The sequence below is a fragment of the Rhodanobacter sp. 7MK24 genome (assembly GCF_014842995.1).
GTDB lineage: Bacteria > Pseudomonadota > Gammaproteobacteria > Xanthomonadales > Rhodanobacteraceae > Rhodanobacter_A.
The window spans coordinates 104,693-122,520 of the sequence record NZ_JACYXL010000003.1 but is presented as its reverse complement, the minus strand read 5'-3'; the positions used below and the strand labels follow the sequence as shown (position 1 = coordinate 122,520).

Annotated in this window: 21 protein-coding genes; 7 read left to right on the top strand and 14 right to left on the bottom strand. The window is 62.8% G+C overall.

What is annotated here, in order from left to right; translation table 11 throughout:
* Window positions 1-98 precede the first annotated feature (98 nt).
* Window positions 99-1,343: a DUF418 domain-containing protein gene (locus tag IHE49_RS07130; protein ID WP_192156317.1), complete on the bottom strand. Its 1,245-nt coding sequence runs from the start codon at window positions 1,341-1,343 to the stop codon at window positions 99-101.
* A 399-nt stretch (window positions 1,344-1,742) separates the two neighbouring features.
* Here IHE49_RS07130 and IHE49_RS07125 point away from each other — a divergent pair, with 399 nt between their 5' ends.
* Window positions 1,743-2,885, top strand: coding sequence for an alpha/beta hydrolase (locus IHE49_RS07125; protein WP_192156315.1), 1,143 nt, complete (start codon window positions 1,743-1,745; stop codon window positions 2,883-2,885).
* Window positions 2,886-2,941: 56 nt separating this feature from the next.
* On the opposite strand, the gene IHE49_RS07120 is transcribed toward IHE49_RS07125, so the two are convergent.
* On the bottom strand, window positions 2,942-3,295 hold the full coding sequence (locus IHE49_RS07120; protein ID WP_225578262.1) for a hypothetical protein: 354 nt from the start codon (window positions 3,293-3,295) through the stop codon (window positions 2,942-2,944).
* A 214-nt stretch (window positions 3,296-3,509) separates the two neighbouring features.
* Window positions 3,510-3,989, bottom strand: coding sequence for a hypothetical protein (locus IHE49_RS07115; protein ID WP_192156313.1), 480 nt, complete (start codon window positions 3,987-3,989; stop codon window positions 3,510-3,512).
* A 344-nt stretch (window positions 3,990-4,333) separates the two neighbouring features.
* Here IHE49_RS07115 and IHE49_RS07110 point away from each other — a divergent pair, with 344 nt between their 5' ends.
* Window positions 4,334-4,831 carry a DinB family protein gene (locus tag IHE49_RS07110; protein ID WP_192156311.1) on the top strand — a complete coding sequence of 166 codons (498 nt, stop codon included), beginning with the start codon at window positions 4,334-4,336 and terminating at the stop codon, window positions 4,829-4,831.
* A 60-nt stretch (window positions 4,832-4,891) separates the two neighbouring features.
* Here IHE49_RS07110 and IHE49_RS07105 read toward each other — a convergent pair whose 3' ends face one another.
* Window positions 4,892-5,380, bottom strand: a complete 489-nt coding sequence (locus IHE49_RS07105; protein WP_192156309.1) for a hypothetical protein — start codon at window positions 5,378-5,380, stop codon at window positions 4,892-4,894.
* A gap of 223 nt (window positions 5,381-5,603) precedes the next feature.
* Window positions 5,604-6,302 (bottom strand): energy transducer TonB, encoded by a 699-nt coding sequence (locus IHE49_RS07100; RefSeq protein ID WP_192156307.1) that lies wholly within the window; start codon window positions 6,300-6,302, stop codon window positions 5,604-5,606.
* A gap of 306 nt (window positions 6,303-6,608) precedes the next feature.
* Here IHE49_RS07100 and IHE49_RS07095 point away from each other — a divergent pair, with 306 nt between their 5' ends.
* Window positions 6,609-7,124, top strand: a complete 516-nt coding sequence (locus IHE49_RS07095; protein WP_192156305.1) for a hypothetical protein — start codon at window positions 6,609-6,611, stop codon at window positions 7,122-7,124.
* A 143-nt stretch (window positions 7,125-7,267) separates the two neighbouring features.
* On the opposite strand, the gene IHE49_RS07090 is transcribed toward IHE49_RS07095, so the two are convergent.
* Both IHE49_RS07090 and IHE49_RS07085 read right to left on the bottom strand, forming a co-directional pair.
* Window positions 7,268-8,113 (bottom strand): MBL fold metallo-hydrolase, encoded by an 846-nt coding sequence (locus tag IHE49_RS07090; RefSeq protein WP_225578261.1) that lies wholly within the window; start codon window positions 8,111-8,113, stop codon window positions 7,268-7,270.
* A 100-nt stretch (window positions 8,114-8,213) separates the two neighbouring features.
* Complete coding sequence (locus IHE49_RS07085) at window positions 8,214-8,858, bottom strand: glutathione S-transferase family protein (protein WP_192156303.1); 645 nt, start codon at window positions 8,856-8,858, stop codon at window positions 8,214-8,216.
* Between the two features lie 396 nt (window positions 8,859-9,254).
* Between IHE49_RS07085 and IHE49_RS07080 the strand changes: the two genes are divergently transcribed.
* Complete coding sequence (locus IHE49_RS07080; RefSeq protein ID WP_192156301.1) at window positions 9,255-9,599, top strand: hypothetical protein; 345 nt, start codon at window positions 9,255-9,257, stop codon at window positions 9,597-9,599.
* A gap of 70 nt (window positions 9,600-9,669) precedes the next feature.
* Here the strand turns inward: IHE49_RS07080 and IHE49_RS07075 are convergent, their stop codons facing one another.
* Window positions 9,670-9,969 (bottom strand): hypothetical protein, encoded by a 300-nt coding sequence (locus tag IHE49_RS07075; protein WP_192156299.1) that lies wholly within the window; start codon window positions 9,967-9,969, stop codon window positions 9,670-9,672.
* A 26-nt stretch (window positions 9,970-9,995) separates the two neighbouring features.
* Here IHE49_RS07075 and IHE49_RS07070 point away from each other — a divergent pair, with 26 nt between their 5' ends.
* Complete coding sequence (locus IHE49_RS07070; protein ID WP_192156297.1) at window positions 9,996-10,277, top strand: type II toxin-antitoxin system RelE/ParE family toxin; 282 nt, start codon at window positions 9,996-9,998, stop codon at window positions 10,275-10,277.
* Window positions 10,278-10,293: 16 nt separating this feature from the next.
* Window positions 10,294-10,584, top strand: coding sequence for a HigA family addiction module antitoxin (locus IHE49_RS07065; protein ID WP_192156295.1), 291 nt, complete (start codon window positions 10,294-10,296; stop codon window positions 10,582-10,584).
* Between the two features lie 289 nt (window positions 10,585-10,873).
* Here the strand turns inward: IHE49_RS07065 and IHE49_RS07060 are convergent, their stop codons facing one another.
* From IHE49_RS07060 to IHE49_RS07040, 5 genes are all read right to left on the bottom strand, one after another.
* The gene (locus tag IHE49_RS07060; RefSeq protein WP_192156293.1) at window positions 10,874-12,682 is read right to left on the bottom strand and encodes an amidase; all 1,809 of its coding nucleotides are present in this window, start codon (window positions 12,680-12,682) and stop codon (window positions 10,874-10,876) included.
* 124 nt (window positions 12,683-12,806) lie between these two features.
* Window positions 12,807-13,901 (bottom strand): hypothetical protein, encoded by a 1,095-nt coding sequence (locus IHE49_RS07055; protein ID WP_192156291.1) that lies wholly within the window; start codon window positions 13,899-13,901, stop codon window positions 12,807-12,809.
* An 8-nt stretch (window positions 13,902-13,909) separates the two neighbouring features.
* The gene (locus IHE49_RS07050; RefSeq protein WP_192156289.1) at window positions 13,910-14,083 is read right to left on the bottom strand and encodes a hypothetical protein; all 174 of its coding nucleotides are present in this window, start codon (window positions 14,081-14,083) and stop codon (window positions 13,910-13,912) included.
* A gap of 62 nt (window positions 14,084-14,145) precedes the next feature.
* Window positions 14,146-14,952: a DoxX family protein gene (locus IHE49_RS07045; RefSeq protein ID WP_192156288.1), complete on the bottom strand. Its 807-nt coding sequence runs from the start codon at window positions 14,950-14,952 to the stop codon at window positions 14,146-14,148.
* Between the two features lie 582 nt (window positions 14,953-15,534).
* Window positions 15,535-16,005, bottom strand: a complete 471-nt coding sequence (locus tag IHE49_RS07040; protein ID WP_192156286.1) for an Lrp/AsnC family transcriptional regulator — start codon at window positions 16,003-16,005, stop codon at window positions 15,535-15,537.
* A gap of 55 nt (window positions 16,006-16,060) precedes the next feature.
* Here IHE49_RS07040 and IHE49_RS07035 point away from each other — a divergent pair, with 55 nt between their 5' ends.
* Entirely contained in the window at window positions 16,061-16,561 is a 501-nt protein-coding gene (locus IHE49_RS07035) for a nuclear transport factor 2 family protein (protein ID WP_192156283.1), read from the top strand.
* Between the two features lie 87 nt (window positions 16,562-16,648).
* On the opposite strand, the gene IHE49_RS07030 is transcribed toward IHE49_RS07035, so the two are convergent.
* On the bottom strand, window positions 16,649-17,404 hold the full coding sequence (locus tag IHE49_RS07030; RefSeq protein WP_192156281.1) for a M90 family metallopeptidase: 756 nt from the start codon (window positions 17,402-17,404) through the stop codon (window positions 16,649-16,651).
* Window positions 17,405-17,828: the final 424 nt, after the last annotated feature.

Genomic DNA, 17,828 nt, shown 5'->3' with positions numbered 1-17,828 from the left:
GTCCCAGTGCCGGCAACGCACTCTGCGAGCGGGGCAGGTTTGCCTGTCGGACGCGAAAGTGGGCGGCGCGGGCTGGATGCCGGCAAAGCGTCTACCAGCTAGCGGAGAAGGCTTACCTGGCGCGCGGTGCTGGATGGAGTCATCGGCTGGCGTGCTCCATACATGCAGGTGCGCCATAACCACTCGACGGGTCCGAATCGGTATCGGCGGAGCCAGACGGCGCTGAGGCCGATTTGGCACATGTAGACGACCACGCCAAGGACGAGTGCTTCGGCCAGCCCCATTCGCCCGAAATACCCCAGCCCATAGCCAAAAAATACCCAGGTAAAGATCACGGACTGCATCAGGTAGTTGGTGAAGGCCATGCGGCCAAGCGGCGCAAAGACTCTGAGCACGCGCGAAGCGCGGGTGAACTCAACGAGTACGATGACCGCCGCAGCGTATCCCAGGCCCATGAAGATGTTGGCTGCGTTTGCGAGACAGGCGCTTGCCGCGGCGGACGTGAGCCAGGGCGCTGCTGTTCGCAGCACATCCGGCATGCCCATCAACGTGCCAAGTATCAGCCCGAAGCCCGCCACCGCCGACAACAATCGCCGGTGTCGTTGCGGATCGCGCAGCACACCGGTACGCCACGCTGCCATGCCGAGCAGGAAAAGCCCCAAGGTGCGCGGAAACACGTATACGTGCAGCGACAGGATGTAGGGCAGCTCGGCCCAGCTGAAGCGCACGATCCTTCCGTATGTGCCCGTCGCATAGACGTGGTTTGCCGCAACGACGTGATGCTGCAGCCACGCCACGGAAGGCCAGGCGATCGGTAGCGAAAGGGCTGGCATGGCCGCATAAAAAGTCAGCAGTCCGGCGGCGGCGAGCGCGGCGGCTCTCGCCGGAACCCACAAAAACGGCAGCACCACGAATCCCGCCAACGCGTACTCGGTGAGGATGTCGCCGTTCCAGAGCAGCAGCAGGTGCGCCAGGCCGATGGCCAGCAATATCAGCAGGCGACGGATGAGCAGACGCCGCCGCGGACCGCGACGAGCCAGACGCTCGAACTGGATCGCCAGGCCGACGCCGAACAGAATGGAAAAGAGTGCGAATGCCTTCATCTCGAGGAACATGGAGATGAAGCGTGCAATGGCACCTTCAAGCGGAAGCGCCGATGGTTGATAGGGCAGGAACTGCTGGAACAGCGATACCCGGAACTCATCGACCAGGTTGACTACAAGCACGCCGAACAAGGCGATGCCACGAAGTATGTCGATGGAGCGGATGCGGTCCTTGTCCGCGACGGGTTGTGCCGCTGCATCGATGGAGGAAGGCAACGCATCCGCTCTTCCACGTGTCATGAATGATCCTTGGTCAAGGTTTTCATTGCCGCTTTCGCACGCCGCATAAGTGCCCTACGCGGATGGGCGGTCATATATGAGGTTGCCCACACGAACCCTCGTCGCTGACCAGTGCCGACAGCAACCCGCTTCGGCCGCCCGACTTGAGTTGGTTCGAGCCGATCGGCGGAAGCAGGCGGCTGATCATACTGCCGGCAGGGTGACGGGCGACGGTCGACCGAACGGTGCATTCGCTGCGAGGTAGACGTTTATTTCGCGCCGGAATACTCCGTGGTTGTTCCCCGCGAGCTGTAAATTTCCGACGATTCACCACCTGGGTCGCTTGCGTAACCTTGGACAGGTTGACTACACGTGTAGCCATGGGTTAGCTTGACTACACGAGTAGTCAAGGAGTGCAAGATGCCAACCATCAGCAGGGCGTGTGCAGCGGTCATCCTGGGCATGGCCTTCATGCATGCGGCTTCAGGGGCCACAGCTTGCTCGGCGGCTTCGACCTTCCAGGCGGAAAGTGCCGGCCACCACCGACAATTTGTTTCAGTGACGGATGGCGTGCGGCTGGAAGTACTCGATTGGGGCGGAACCGGGCGACCTCTCGTGCTCTTGCCGGGCCTGGGCAACACGGCGCATGTGTTTGATTCGATCGCCCCGGCATTGGCGCGCCATTTTCACGTCTACGGCATTACCGGGCGGGGCTTCGGCGCTTCGTCGATCCCCAAGAGCGGCTATGGTGCGGATCGGTTGGCCGACGACGTCATGGCCGTCGTCAAGGCGCTCGACATCCGCCGGCCCATCCTTGCAGGCCATTCGATCGCCGGCGAGGAGTTGAGCGCGATAGGAACCCGTTATCAAAGCCAGATCGCAGGCTTGATCTACCTCGATGCCGCACACGGTTATGCGATCTATGATCCGGATCGCGGGGCTTATCTTCCGGACCTCGGTCACCTGGCTGCGCAGATATCGCGCATGCACGACGGCCCTTCGGACAAGTCACAGATGACTGCACTGCTGGACGAAGTCTCCGTTCTGCAACGCAGCCTTCGAGCCGAGCTCGCGGGGATCGCCGCCGATGACGCAAGCACGACCGGCGCCGCGCCTTCCGACCCAACGCCCGCGGATCTGGCCAGCTTCCCCGCGTTTCGCTGCTTCGTTTCCGCACAACTCGGCGGAGTCATACCCGAAGACGAGATACGCCAGACGTTTGCGGCCACCGCCACGGGTGGCGTCGGGGAACAGAAGGCGCCGGCGTTCGTCTACAACGCCATCCTTGAAGGCGAAGAGCGCTTCCACGCACCCGACGTGCCCATACTCGCCATTGTCCCCGTCCCGCGCGCGTCGGATCTCCCTGTCGGCAGCGATAAGGCGAAACGCCAGGCGGCCGAAGAGCTGCACACCCGCATGCAGGAGCAGGAGATCGCCACGCTCCAGCGTCAGCAGCCGTCGGCAACGGTCGTGCGAATACCCTACGGCCACCACTTCATCTTCCTGTCGAACCCGACCGAGGTGGTGAGCGCCATGATCAAGTTTGGGGCGCAATTACCGTAGGCCTGCGCTTGGCCAAGGCCGGCCGGTCGGCTCCTGTTGCTGACTGAAGAACGGGGTCAGGAAGAACGAGGTCCGTCCCCCTTTGCTGCACCTTCAGCCATTCTCAGTGCCTGCATGACCGCCTTGACCATCGCCCCCGGCTGATCGACCTGGATGTCATGCGAGGTATCTGCCACGTGCACCAGCGTGCCGCGGGGGGAGGTGGCGACGATCTGCGCCTGCGTGTGGGCGCGCGCTGCTTCCAGCCCTTGGCGGTCGCGCGGCAGCGCATCGGCAAAGGTGTTGGCGGCGGACAGCACGATCAGGGGCGCCGCGCCGTGCGTCTCCTGCATTGACACCGGCGGCTTGAACACCGCGGGGTTGTTCTGGAGCATCGACAGCACGGTGTGCCGGTACGCAGGCTTCGACATCAGGGCCACGTTCACCGCGTTGAGCTTGGCGCTGGCGTGCGGGTTGGGCTCGCCGAGGCACTGGCTCAGTTCTTTATTGGTCGCGAGAAACCGGGGTCGGAAACCGGGTCAGAGTGCATTTTTATCCTCAGCACCCGCCGTCTAGAAAAGTGTTCTGACCCATTTGCTTTGTTCTCGGCTTGTACCCTCAAAGCGGGTTGATGGGCTAATCAGGTCAATCTGAGTCCGCTGATCCCTGCGTCTGCTTGTACTCCGCCACGACCTCATGGAGCGTGGGATTGGACTTGCCCATGCCGTTGATGAAAACCGAAGGTGCTCCGCGGCTCATAACCAGGTTCGCGCGCTTGAACGAGTCCAGCTGATCCATGCGAATCGCCCTAGGGACGGGGAGGTGATCGTCGCGCTTGGCGGGAATACCCATGCCACGGAGCCGCTCCACCATGTCATCAGCGCGTTGGGAGGCATCTTTGGGGCAGTTGAGTGCGGCCAGGACGAGCACGACACCGTGCTCCACCCCGGTCGGCACGTCAGTTGGAATAAAGCCCTGAGCGTCAGCGTCGGCTTGAACTGGAGCGTCAATCCGGGCTTGAGCCTGCTCTATTTGTTCAAACGGGCTCAAAGGCCGTCGCGGGCCCCACATGTGATACGCAAATCCGACTGCGGCGAGCAGCAGTAATAACCGCAAAAGATTCATGGAGCCCCCCTGGCTTTGGTCTTGTTGCTCGTCGATAAAATGAAACGGTACTGAAACAGTATCTAGCCGATGCCGTATCGGACGCCCACGAAGGCGATGACGTCAAGCACCAGCGGAACAGGCCAGGACATCGATGCGAATAGCTCGAAGCCACCACTCTTGCGCTTTGCCATGCTTCTCTCCTTCCGTTGGAATGCTGAAGTCAAACGAGACCGTGTAGCGTCGGGTTCCTTGCTCGGAACTCCGGGTGACCGGGAAGTGAACCTGACCCCGTTGGGCTGCCCTAATATAGCTACTCCTCACTTCGTACTTGATTGGCCAAGGCAGGGAGATGCGTGGACGTCTTGTCTGACACGGTGCATTCGCTGGAAAGCGTTCCGGCACGACTCGACCGGCTCTATCGCACGATGCCGGCGTCCTACTGGGACTGGAAACCGGCTTCGTGGGAGGCCTGCCCAGGGGAGGAATTTTCCTTTCGCGAACATGCTTGCCACATGCTCGACTTCGACACCTTGGTCTATCACGTTCGCATACAGCGAACACGCGACGAGAGTCACCCCAGGTTCGAGCGTGTCTTCGGCAACGAACTCGCTGCAAAGCGCCGCTACTCGGAAATCCATCCGCTCGAGGCCATCGCGGATTTCGTGGCCGCCCGCCAGGCGACGGTGGCCACGATCAAGGCGCTGGACGACCAGCAACTTCAGCGCAAGGCTGATTTGGCGCAATACGGCGAGATCACTCTCGCTGGCTTGGTTCACCTGCTGTGCGATCACGATTCGCGCCATTTGGCGTGCATGCATTGGTTGCTTGCCAAGCTGGCATGCAGCGGCCGTCCCATTTGATTTGCGAAGATCAAAGCGAACCTGGCCCAGTTCGTGTGTTGCTGCCTGCAACGATCCCGACTAACGCTGCGAATCGGGCTTGCACCAACTCGAACTCTCGGCCAGTCCAGTGCGAAATCTGCGCTGTGTTACAGGGACGGGCTGTCCCGTCGAACCGGAGGCGAGCACTTCGTCTACGGCAAGGTAGCAATGCTGGATGCCGTCTTCCGTTACCGCGTGCGCAACGTAGCGTTTGCCGCGCTCCGGAATGAAGGTGCCGATGGCCGGGCAGGTGCCCCAGCTATTCCCGACGTCGACGGAAATGGTGATGGGGTGGCCGCCCGTCACGTTGATCCACTTCGGCGGGCCGGCCACCCCACCGGAAACCCATTGCCGGCCCGCGCAGGTTTCCGCATCACGATAAACATGAGTGGCAAGCGTGTACTCCGGCTTTCCAATCATCAGCAGCTGGGCGGTGTCGCTGCTGGCGGGCGGCGATGCATATTGCGGCACGCAGGACGTCAGAAGCATGGTCGCGCAAAGCATCCCAGCCATCGGCGTCAGTTTCATGAAGTGCCCCCTGATATCGACGCTACATTAAGAGAGTCGGTGCGCTTTGGCCAAGCGGCGTTTCCGGCTGATCCCTGAGATATCTGGAGGCGTACCGGCTAGTTTCCGCGCGTTGGTCATTGACGATCGGTGCTATCGGTCATCGCGAAGCGGGGCAGGCCAAGGGCGCGGAGATGGATGCGGAGAACCATCTCTCGACGCCCTCTCTGAAGTGGTTTGCAGCTCATTCGCCTCCGTGGAAATGGAACGACACCACGTCCCAATGCTGCACGTCGCTGGATGCGAAGGTCATCTTGGCTACCGTCTGCGCCGCATTCGCGCTGAAAGCCGGGTATTTGCTGGGCTTGAGGCTATCGATTGCAACAATGCGCCCTGACGTATCCACCAAGACTTTCTCCCAGGCGTCAACAGTGACCGGCCTACCATTCGCGTCTGTAGGCCACGGCTGGTCGACTCCCGGTACCTCCCTTGCTTGCGTGGGTGAAATCGTGAACTGCTTGCCTGACACCAGCGCCAGTTCCGCAGGGGAAACGCCGGGCACCGGCTGTGGCTGGCACTCCCTGTGGGGCGGCACAGGCGGCAATGCCACTGATGGGGTTCCTTCTGGTACGAAATTCACGGGAACTCGAGCATAGGCGGAGGCAAAAAATCCATTCTTTATCTCCGGGTTGTACTGTGACGTAGTCGTACGCCTTAGCGCGGAAGCATCCAACGCATTGTTGCCGCTGCTTTTCTCGATGCAGGCTTCTACCGCGACTCCGTGATAATCGACGAGTATCAGCAATACGGTTTCCCCGGTAACGATGTTTCCATCGGCGTCCAGCGGCCATGGCGCACCATCCAGCATGGCCCGATGCTGTGACGGCGGAACACATCCCGCCAAGCCAGCCAAAAGCGCCAAAACGATCCATCTCTTGCGCATCACAACGTCCCCTTTTTGTTGGATAGACACAACGCAACGGCGAGTGAGGCTAACTCATCAGGATGCCGTTTTGGCGATCTCCGAGCAGCCATATCGGCACCCTCGATCAGGTCGATGAGGAGGCCTCACAACCATCGCGCTTGCTCTCGTCGATCGGTGGCTGCACGCCTGTCAGAGCCGAAGCGATAGCTATCACCCAAGAGTTCGCCGCCCATGACGGCGTGACTCAAACCCAATCGCCTGCGGCAACGCCAAGCCGGGCCGGTTCATAATGGGCCCGGCTCAATCAGGGTGGCGGCTCGTCGCATGAAACAGGATCTGCTTCCGAGTGAGGATCGAGGCGCACTCACTCCTGGCGCGTACCCGCGGAGCTATCGCACCCCCGTTTCTTTTCGCTTGTGGCGATTGGGCCTGGCGGTGGCCTTTCTTTACATCCTCCACGTCATCACCCAGGTGGTGCCTCCTGTGCACCAGACCAGTGACCATCTGGCATACGCATTGATCCTCTTGATCCTGATCGGTTGCGTGACGGCCTGCCTAAGGTCGGTCGTCGTCGCGAAGAAGGTCGAGCTGACCGCTACGTCGCTCATCGTCACCCAGACGTTCTCCAGGACGGCACGCATGCTGCGCAAGGATATCGCTGCGTGCTACCTGACCCGTACGCGATGGATGTGCGTCGTCGTCAAGCACCGGAATCCGAAGGTGGCGTCCATCCGGCTGTTCTACCTGAATTACGATGACGCGTTCTGGGATTGGTTTGCCGACATTCCCGGCGAACGCGATGCACGCGGCCAGAGTTGGTGGTCCAGGCCGCAATGGTGAGCGCACGCCTGCGGCTTCAAACGAAGTAGCGATGACCGGCCAAATTCACTTGTCTGGTGCGCTCTGCTTGCGGATACATCGGTTGCTTCCCAATGCCCCGTTTTTGATGGACGCCACGGCCACGGGAGCGGCCGTGATCGCCCTCACACCACGAACCGGAACGCTGCGCCATCGCGAACAACGTGGCCAGCAGTTGGTGCGGCAAAGTGGGTGCCGATGACCAGCAGGGGCTGGTCGGCCCATTCGGCGAAGAGGCGCGAACGGGTGAGCACGGCGGCTTCCGGGTCGTGGTCGCCGAATACCCAGTCGGGGTGCGCCAGTTGGCAAGGGTGGTGGGTCATGTCGCCGGTGATCACCGCGCGCGCACCCTCGGATTCGATCAGCACGCTGACGTGTCCCGGCGTGTGGCCGATGGAAGGCGTGAGCCGGACTTCCGGCGATATCACGTGGTCCAGCTCCACCAATTGCACGAGCCCGGCATCGAAGACCGGTTGGATGCTGTCGCCGAGCATCGCCTGTTGCTCGGCGTCGTCATGGTGGCGCCAGAAGTCGTATTCCTGCCGGCCGATGAGGTAGCGCGCCTTCGGGAAGGTCGGCACCCACTGACCGTTTTCGAGCATGGTGTTCCAGCCGACATGGTCGACATGCAGATGCGTGCATACCACGGCGTCGACACCCTCGCGCGACCAGCCGACTTCGCCCAGCTGCTCCAGAAACGGCGTCGACAAGGGTTGGTCGCAGGTGATCTCGCGTGGCCGGTCGTTGCCGATGCAGGTGTCGACGACCAGCTTCAACCCTGGCGCTTCGACCAGCAGCGCATGGATGCTGAGCTTCAGCGTGCTGTCGTCCTCGCTTACGAAGTGCGGATACAGCCATGGCGACTTGCGCAGCTCAGCCGTCGTGGCCTGTCGCAGGCAGGCAATCGGCACCGGCAAATCCATCTCGACAACGCGGGTGATCTTCACTCGACCGACTTGCCAGCTCAGCATTGCGTTCGCCTCATCGCAAGGGTCAACTCCAAAATGGAGTCAGGTTTATTTCTTGGCTGGGCACTCACGGCGGGGAGTGTCAGAGCTGAAGAAACGGGGGTTATTGAACCGGCGTTCTGGCGAACCACGCCTTCCGGGACTCGCAGGTCTCCATGGCGCGCTGGTAGCTTGCGCGTGCGCTGGTGCGGGCGAGATAGGCTTTCTCTGTTTCGCCCAGGGCGATGCCTGCGCCATGTTGCGCCAACTCCAGCGCGTACGTCACCGAGATGTCGGCGGCCGTGAACCTGTCACCGGCGAGGTAGGGCGTGCGCGCCAGCTGCCGTGTCACCAGACCCAGTCGTGTTTGGAAAACGTCCAGCGCCTGACCGGCGCTCCAGTTCTCCCGCTCGGACTCCGGCGCGAAACTGCGCGCGCCGACGACGAAGTAGACGGAGGCCGCGAGGCCGGCTTCGCCAAGGTGGAGGAACTGCTGGTAAGCAGGGAACGCCGGATCGTGCGGGGCGGGTGCCAGTGGCGTGGGTCCGTAGCGGGCCATCAGGTACTCCATGATCGCGATGGACTCGACCATGGTGACGTCGCCGTCCCGGATCGCCGGGATGAAACCGGCGGGGTTGATGGCCAGGAACTCCGGGTCGTTCTCAACGCCGGCCAGAAGATCCACCGGTCGCAGCCGGTGCGCGAGTCCCATCTCTTCCAGCAGCCAGACGACCCGGAAGCCTCTTCCCTCACCAAAGACCGTAATCATCGTTCGTCATCCTCCTGAGTTCGGCCTTGTCGGCCCTATGACAGGATGACGAATGGGGTCTCCAGAAATCGACATTGGCTACTCGCGGTCGCGTCGTCGAACGCCCAAGGGCCGACGGCTCTAGCTCGAAAGTCAGCGGGCCACCTTCGGGGAGGGTCGGGAGCACGTGAATTCCAAAACGGAGTCAGGTGCGTTTGTTGCTTCCGAACTGGGGGCGTTGGCGGCACACCAGTGGTTACGCCGATCGGTGGGCCATGAATGTCATCCGTCGACCGTTACAGGTGCTCGGCCCTTGAAACGGATCGGCGCTGGAACGCACTTGTGAGCGAATTTGCCCATTGTTAGATTGCCGCCTCCCCGTGTGGGGCGAGCCGAACGACAACAAGGATGCGGTGTATGAAGCCAGTGGTGCGCGTGTCGATTCTGCGGTGTGCTCCGGAGCACTTCGCCGAGCTCCGGCAAATGGCGGCGGAGGCCGATTCCGTCCTGCGTCCCGGCATAGAGGCCATGGACGGATTGCTGTCCTTCTATTTCGGGGCGGATGAGGCGACATCTTCGTTGACGAATGTCAGCCTTTGGACCAGCCTCGAAGCCGCCAAGCAGCTGGACACGTTCCAGCCGATGCTTGATCTGGGGAAACCCTTCATCGCAAAGGGGGCGACGTTCGAGCGCCCCATCATGAACTATGCGACGTTGTGGCAGCTGAAGGGCTCCGCCTCGTCCGGCGAAGCGGCGGCGTAACGATTCGTCACCATCGGGTTTACCGGGAGTCTCAGCGCTCAACCCGAACGGTCGAATCAGACGTCGCCGATCAGAATCCAGGCGGCCGCTCCCCGGCCACAGCCACCTTCGCCTCCAGCGCACGGCCGACTCGGCCCAGTGTGCCTTCCTCGAACAGCCGGCCGATCAGGGTGATGCCGTAGAGCACGCGGTGCGGCTTGGCCAGCTTGGGATGTGGGTGTTGCGGGTCGGGCGCCCAGTCGCTGCGCACCTGGCCCACTTCCACGAAGCCGGTGCGCAGGTGAGCGAGGGCTGGCCGGTCAAGTTGGGGAAAGGAGTCTGCGGAAATGGCTGGTGTTGTCGCCGCCCAGGCTATGACGATTTGCGTCATATGACGGATGGCGTTATGGTTTGCCCGTGATCAGGAACTTTGCCGACAAGGAAGCGGAAAAGATCTGGGACGGAACGCCCTCTCGGCGCCTGCCTGCCGATATTCAGTCCGTGGCGCGCCGCAAGCTGCGCATGTTGTCAAACGCTTCGGTGCTGGATGATCTGCGCATTCCTCCGGCCAATCGACTGGAAGCCTTGAAGGGCCAACGCAAAGGCCAGCACAGCATCCGCATCAACGATCAATGGCGCATCTGTTTCCGATGGATCGACGGCGATGCCCACGACGTGGAAATCGTCGACTATCACTGACGCTAACGAGTCGATCATGAATAGCCTGCCCAACATCCATCCCGGCGAAGTACTGCTCGAGGAGTTCCTGACGCCCATGGGCATCAGCCAGAACGCCTTGGCACGCGCTGCCGGCGTGCCGCCGCGCCGCATCAACGAGATCGTGCTTGGCAAGCGCGGTGTCACGGCAGATACCGCCGTGCGTCTGGCTGCTGCCCTGGGGACCAGCGAGCGTTTCTGGCTGGGACTTCAGGCGGACTACGATCTGGAAGAGGCTCACCGAACACTCGGCAAGGCTGTCGACCAGATTGAGCGGATTGCTGCGTAAGGACTCAGTCCCCGGACGTTTCGAACCGAACCCGCGGGACGGAGTGAGCTTTTGCTAAACCGGTGTCTCAAAGCTATGTGCGGCTGACGCTCTCGGTGCAACTGCAATCACAGAAACAGTTGGCGTCTACGACTCGGCGTGCTCAAGGGAAATTAGGCGTACTTCCGGATGGAAAGTGGGTCACTGTGTCCGTGTCCGCCGCAATAGCGCAGTGGGGCTTCATCTAAAAAAGTGCGCCGGGGCGATCCGGCGCGCTTTTGCTCCCATCGACCGCATCAGGCGTCGCCGATCAGAATCCAGGTGGCCGCTCCCCGGCCACAGCCACTTTCGCCTCCAGCGCACGGCCGACGCGGCCCAGCGTGCCTTCCTCGAACAGCCGGCCGATCAGGGTGATGCCGTAGGGCACGCGGTGCGGCTTTGCCAGCTTCGGCAGCGGATGGCTCGGGTCGGGCGCCCAGTCGCTGCGCACCTGGTCCACTTCGACGAAGCCGGTGCGCAGGGTGAGCGAGGGCTGGCCGGTCATGTTGGAGATCACCATCATCTCGTCGCGCAGCGAAGGCACCAGCAGCAGGTCCACTTCGCCCATCACGCGTTCCATCTCCTTCGCCACCTTGCGGCGCAGGCGGTCGGCTTGCACGAAGTCTACGGCGGAGAGGAAGCGCGATTCGCGGAACAGGTTGGGCCAGCCGTCCGGGGTCTGCACGCGCATCTGGTCGGCGGCGCCGGAGAGCGTGAGTTCTTCGAAGGCGGCGGCGGCCTCGGCGAACAGCAGCACGTTGAGGTCGTCGTAGGGCCAGTCGGGCAGGGACACTTCGGTGGGCACCAGGCCAAGCGCGCGCAGTTGATCGAGTGCGGCGCGGTCCAGGTCGGTGGCCGGCGCTTCCTTCATCCAGCCAGGGAAGTAACCGACCTTGAGGCCCTTGATCGGGGTGGCCGCGTCGTAGTCCAGGTGTGCTGGCACGCTGGCGCTGTCGCCTGGGTCGGTGCCGCGGATGGCGTTGAGCACCAGCAGGGTGTCTTCCACCGAGCGGGCGATGGGGCCAAGCTTGTCCATCGTCCAGCACAGCGTCATGGCGCCGGTGCGCGGCACGCGGCCGTAGGTGGGGCGCAGGCCGGTGGTGCCGCAGCGCATGCACGGGCTGATGATGCTGCCCTGGGTTTCGCTGCCGATGGCGAACGCCACCAGTCCGGCCGCTGTGGCCGAGGCAGGGCCGGCGCTGGAGCCGGAGGCGCCTTCCTTGAGCAGCCACGGGTTCATGGTCTGGCCGCCGAACCAGATGTCGTTGAGCGCCAGCGCGCCCAGGCTGAGTTTGGCCACCAGCACTGCGCCTGCCTCGTTGAGCTTGCGGGTGACCGCGCCGTCGTCTTTCGGCACGCGGTGGCGGAACGGCTCCGCGCCGTAGGTGGTGGCGATGCCGGCGGTGTCGAGCAGGTCCTTTGCACCCCACGGGATGCCGTGCAGCGGGCCGCGGTAGTGGCCGGCGGCGATCTCCTTGTCCGCCTGCGCGGCCTGCGCCAGCGCGTGGTCCTCGCACAGGGTGATGACGCAGCGCAGTTGCGGGGCGAAATGCTTCAGGCGTGCGAGATAGATCTTGGTCAGCCGGGTGGAAGTGAGCTTGCGCGTGTGGATCCACGCGCCGAGCTGGGCGACGGAGGCGAAGGCGATGTCCTCGTCCTTCGCCGGCAGCGCCGAGGTCGCCACGGTGGACGGCGCGAAGCGGTCGTGCGCAGGTCCGACATGCGCACGGCCCATCGCAGGGAACCAGGTAGTGGCGGGGGCCAGCCCTTCTTCCAGCGCCACCTTGCGCGGGCCGGTGCGGCGCTCCAGCAGCGCGGCCATGGAAGTGGGCCAGTTGGCCACGGCCATTGCACGCTGCGCTTCGGTCATGCTCACCTGCGCCAGCTTTTCCGCCTCGACGAAGGTAGCCGTGGTGAGCTTCGGCCCCGCCGGCGGCGCGGTGTTGAAGGCGCCGGGCGAGCCGGGCGGCGGCGTGGTTGGTGCGGGGTTCTCGCCGGTCTGCGCCAACGCGCCGCCAGCCACCATGGCACCCAGCAGGCCCAGCGGTGCCTGGGTGAGGAAATCGCGACGAGTTTTCATGGTTCTCCCCGATGCGCCACCAGCGGAAGCGCGTTGCAGTCGAATCCGGCGAGGATGCAGCTTGGAAAAGGTGTCGGAGCCTCTTACTTCGCCGCCGGAAGAGGCTCTGGACCGTCTTGATCCTTTATGTCGCGGCCGGAGGCGTCGATGCCGACGTCGTCGCGGCCGGCGACGACGTGGTGGTCGCACCTGCGGGTTGCGTGGGCTGTGCGGCCCCAGCTTCGAATTGCCCGACCTGCAGGGCGAACGGCGCCCGTTGTCCAGCCGGCATCGCCGCCGGATCGGCATACACCTCAATCATGTAGGTCGTCGCCGTCGTCTTCGCCACCGAGTCGGACCAGGTATTCGTCGCGGTCGTGCTGGTGTCGGCCAGCTTTTGGTGGGTCTGGTCCTCCACCTTGAAATGCACCTGGGGATTGCTCGAGACGAGGTTGACGGCGACTGTCATGCCTGCCGCGATGGAAACGGTGAAGTCGTGTGCGGTAGCGCCAGAAGCCAGGCTGCCGTCTTCTTCCGCCCAGGGCTTGTTGGGCTGGAACGTCACGGCGGTCGTCGGGGGGCGCAGGTCTTCGGCACCGTATTGCCCGATCTGCAAGGCGTATTTCGCGGTTTCGTCGCGGTCTACCGCGGCAGGGTCCATGTAGACCTGGATCGTGTACGTGGTGGCCGTCGCGTTTGGAGTCGACCAGGTGGAGACGCCCGTTTTATGGGAGTCGAGCACTTGTTGGTCGCGGCCCTGGTCGTTCACCTTGAAATACACGTTCGCATTGCTGCTGATGAGGTTGACCTGCAAGGTCTTGCCTGCCGCGACCGCTACCGTGTAGTCCTGCGAGCCGTCGGCATGGTCGAGATGGCCGATTTCCTGCGCCCATACACTGTTTGCCTCGAAGGTCACCGTGACCGGCGTGGCGGCAAAGGCGGGCAGCGCCATGCAGGCAGCGGCCACGCCGAGGCTCACTCCCATGGCGGTGCTGCGGAGAAAATGGAAACGTGGCATGTATGGAATCCTCGCGTTGTTTGGAATTCGGTTGTCAAAGAGGGGAGAAGGTATCAGGGACACTCCGACGATGGTTGCAGATTTGGGGCGAGGCTGCCTTGAGTCCTTGCCGATGGCCGGAAAGGGACGCTGCCACGCATGGTCCGACTTCAGCGTTTCGAATGTTCCGACATTTAGGGTTCCCCGGCATTTTTTGCTCTGCTCTGGTGCTTGGAGTTTCACCGGGCCTTCTAGGGGCGAATGTAGAGCACTTCCGGGGAATGCCAGGGAGGGTGGCTACGACGAACGACACTCACGCTCTCTGCGATTACGCCGATGCCGATGCCGATGCCGATGCCGATGCCGATGGAGCCGACGCTGGCCGTCCAGGCGGCATTACCCAGAAGTCGCTTGATGCTGAGCACTCTTCCATGTGCATAGCCATGTCTTCCCCCATGTCGATGCTGGATCGGCCAGCGCGACGAAATCAGTTATTCCAGACAGGCCGTCCCTTGGCGAGCCACGGCATGCCGTGATAGGTGTCGGCGACCAGCCAGACGCCGGCGGTGATCAGGAAGGAAATGATGAGGGCGCTGGTTGCCGTGCGACCGGTGTAAAGATCGGGCCCCCAATAGGTGACGGTAATGATGCCCAGCATGGCGGCTTCCGCCGTTGCCGCGAGCCGCGGCCAGACACCGAACAGCAAAGCCAGGCAGGTCGCGATGCTGCCGACACCGGTCAGGCAGGCCCAGGCCATGGGCCAGGGCAACCATTGCAGCCAGGGTTGCATGACGTGGTCGCCGAATTTCACCGCATCCACGATGACCTCCACGCCGATCATGGGGAGTGCGACGACCAGCAGCCAGCGCGCCGCGCGAAGGCCACGGGGCCCGACAGCGAATCCAAAACGCCGCGCGTTGCCGACGCCGGCCTGCTCGACGAACAGGCACCACGCACCTGCCGTGATGATGGCGATCTCGCCGAAACTGCCCCAATTGCCGACTTCCTGCGGCGCCTGCACCACGCCGGGAATTTCCAGCAGCGCCAGCCACAGCATCATGTATGGAAACAGCGCTCTGCAGGTTGGCAGCAGCGTGCGTTTCAGCAAGAGACCGATGCCTAGCGCCAGTTCGACAAAGGCGCAGGCATAGGCGACGGCGGTGCGCGTCGGCGGGTGATGGATGGGAACCTGTTGCCACGCAAGGGCGAAGTCACCGTTGACGAGGCCCGTCACACCCAAGGCGATCATGGCGGCGGCGAACAATAGACGACTGTGTTGCAGCGTCGTGTTCATGTGGTCATCTTCCAGTCGATGGCTCGCGGCTGCGTGGCTAGCAGCCGCGATTCGGTACGGTATTGGCGTTCCCCCGGCAACTCCGGAATAGACGGAGCCACAACAGCATACGCTTCGGATCGGGGCCGGCGGGAATCAAATCTTTCCCGGCTGAATGTCGGATTGCGTCATGGCCCATCGCGCCAGCGCCATTGGCAGCGCCACAAAAAGCGACCCCGTTGTCCGACACACTTTCGATTGCGCCGATCGGATCAAACCGCACGAATCAGGACACCGCCGGACGCTCATCGGCTGCCGCTTCTTAGCCTTCCATGCTTGGCCGGCACGGCTCGACGTGCCTTCCTGGAACGGCCGGCCGAGCGGTCGCTGCGTACCGGGGTACTCCCACGAATCCGTTGCGCACGACCGGCGGTGATGCAGCACGAACCACGTTCGCAGCGTTCGCGTCGCGACGTGCAGCTTCACGCATCATCAGCTTCCGATTCACCGGGAGAGTTCCGCTAGCCAGATAGGTGGGGCCGAAGACGGCGCGGCCAACTTGGGAACGATCTCGATTCAAATCGTCCTGGCGCCTGTTGCACGCTACGGCGCCGGTATGGCGTGTTGTTGCCGGCTGTCGAACACGACGGATGTTTCCACGCGCAGCACGACGTCGTGACGATTGAAATGCTCGGAGATGATCGCTTTCAAATGCTGCATGTCGCGTACGGCAACGGCGACAATCAGATCGGAGCGACCCGACACCAGGAATACGCTGCGCACCTCTGGAAGGGTGGCGGTGGTACTGACGAAGTCGTCGACCACGCCGATTTCCAGTTTGCCGAGCTGCACGAACAGCACGGCCTCCAATGCGAGCCCGATCGCCTCGAGATTTACCTCGGCGTGAGCGCCCAGCAAGACTCCGCGCGCCCTGAGGGATTTGATCCGCTCATGGCAGCTTGACGCTGCCAGGCCTACCGATGCCGCGATCTGCTTGTTGGATAGCCAGGCGTCCTTCGCCAAAAGGTGCAGGATGGCGAAATCTGTTCGGTCGAGGTCAGTCGCGGCGGCCATGGTTACGAAATCAATTCGATTGACGGTTTATTGATCCTAATGACATTCTGAATTTATGACAAATATCCGAATATCTTTTGCCTTTGTGGCCATCATCTGCCTGCCATGGGCCGTCCACGCCACTCCGCTGGCCGTGTGCAGTGCTGCCTCCAACCCTCTTCCTGCCGCCGCAGCGACGAACGACGCCGTTGCCCAGCGCTTGATTGCGGAAGAACGGGCCAGCTGGAACTTGGCGATCCAGCGCAACGCCAGTGCTTACCAGGCCTTTCATGCCCCGGACTTCATCACGCTTACCGAGAGTGGCGTGGTGGGAAGGGGCGCCAGCGAGGAATCTGCCATGGATGCGCAGGTGCGCTTCGATCAATGTGCGCTCTCGGGATTCGAGGTTCGCTTCGTCGCGCAGAATGCTGCGCTCGTCACCTATCGCGTGGTGGCGGCGGGCCTCGATCACGGGAAAGCCTTCCGGCTCGACAGCTACGCCTCGTCTTTGTGGATGAAGCGGAAGGGTGCCTGGTCGAATGTGTTTTATCAGGCGACACCCGCGTCAAAGCCGTAAGCGCGCAATGCAATACGTACCATCCTGCGGTTCTGCAAGCCGACCTCACCACGTGCTTCTCGATGCTCGGGGTGCCCGTAGCGACACTCAGAATGGATGCTGCCGGTAAAACTGCTCGAGTTGCCGATAGACGTCCGGCAGCTGCTGACGCAAGACTGCCGGGCTCTCGAAAAACTGCTCGCTAGCTACCGCAAAGAATTCGGCCGGGCTCTCCAGGGCATACGGGTCGAGCGGCAACTCGGTGCCGTTGCGTTGCTGCTCCTGCAGGTGATCCCACGCGCTGGAGAAAACCCGTGTCCACACGCGGCGGTCCATGCGACGGTGCAGGGGCGGGAAGCCGTTGGCGTCCCCGTTGAGCAGATCGAGCTTGTGCGCCATTTCGTGGATCACCACGTTGTGCCCCGGCTTCTTCCCGGCATTCAGCACATCTGCCCACGACAGGATCACCGGCCCGCGCCCCCAGGCCTCGCCGGCCAGCGCGGTGGCGGTCTGGTGAACCACGCCTGCGGCATCGGTTTTTGTACGGTGTGGTACGAAGGCATCCGGGTAGACGATGACGCTGTGCCAACCGTCGTACCAGTCCAGGCCCAGTTTCAGTATGGGTACGCAGGCGTGCGCCGCGAGCAGGACACGGTCGGCGTCGTCGAGCTGCAAGCCCTTGGTCGGTTCCAGCGACTTGCTGTCCAGGAACAGCGTTGCCAGCACACGCAGCGCGGCCTGGTCGGAAGCCCCCAGCGCACGCGCCACGGCGCATCGTCGGAGCGCGTCCTGCCATAGCGGTTCGGCGATCGGGTGCCGGGCGACGAGGCGGCGTACGCGCCAGTTTCTGATTTTGTCGAGCATGGCCACGTGGACAGGGCAGATGGCCAAGAGCATCAGGGCGGAGTGCGTTTTCTCAAGGAAGAGGCAGGGCGGGACGCGCTTCCTTCGGCACAGATCCGGGTTCGCAAGATTTTGCATGCCGATCATTCCTGGTCGGTCCGTTGGTACGACGGGCCAGCTGCATCGGGCCGGCATAGCCAGGGCGATCGAAGAAAATGCGGCTCGGAGGGGCACGTTTGGCCGGCACGCGACTGGGAATGGGCCTGGCCTCGTTGGCCCGCTTCCGGGCCTGCATGATGCCGCGGCATGGTGCGGCATGAACCCGGGCGACCACGCTCCGCCACTCGGCGGCAGTTCTGGTATGTTGCCGCGATAGCCAGGCTTGCATGGCTACTGTTGCGGTGCGGCTTCGTCGCGTATCGCTGCCGGACTGTCCACGATCGCG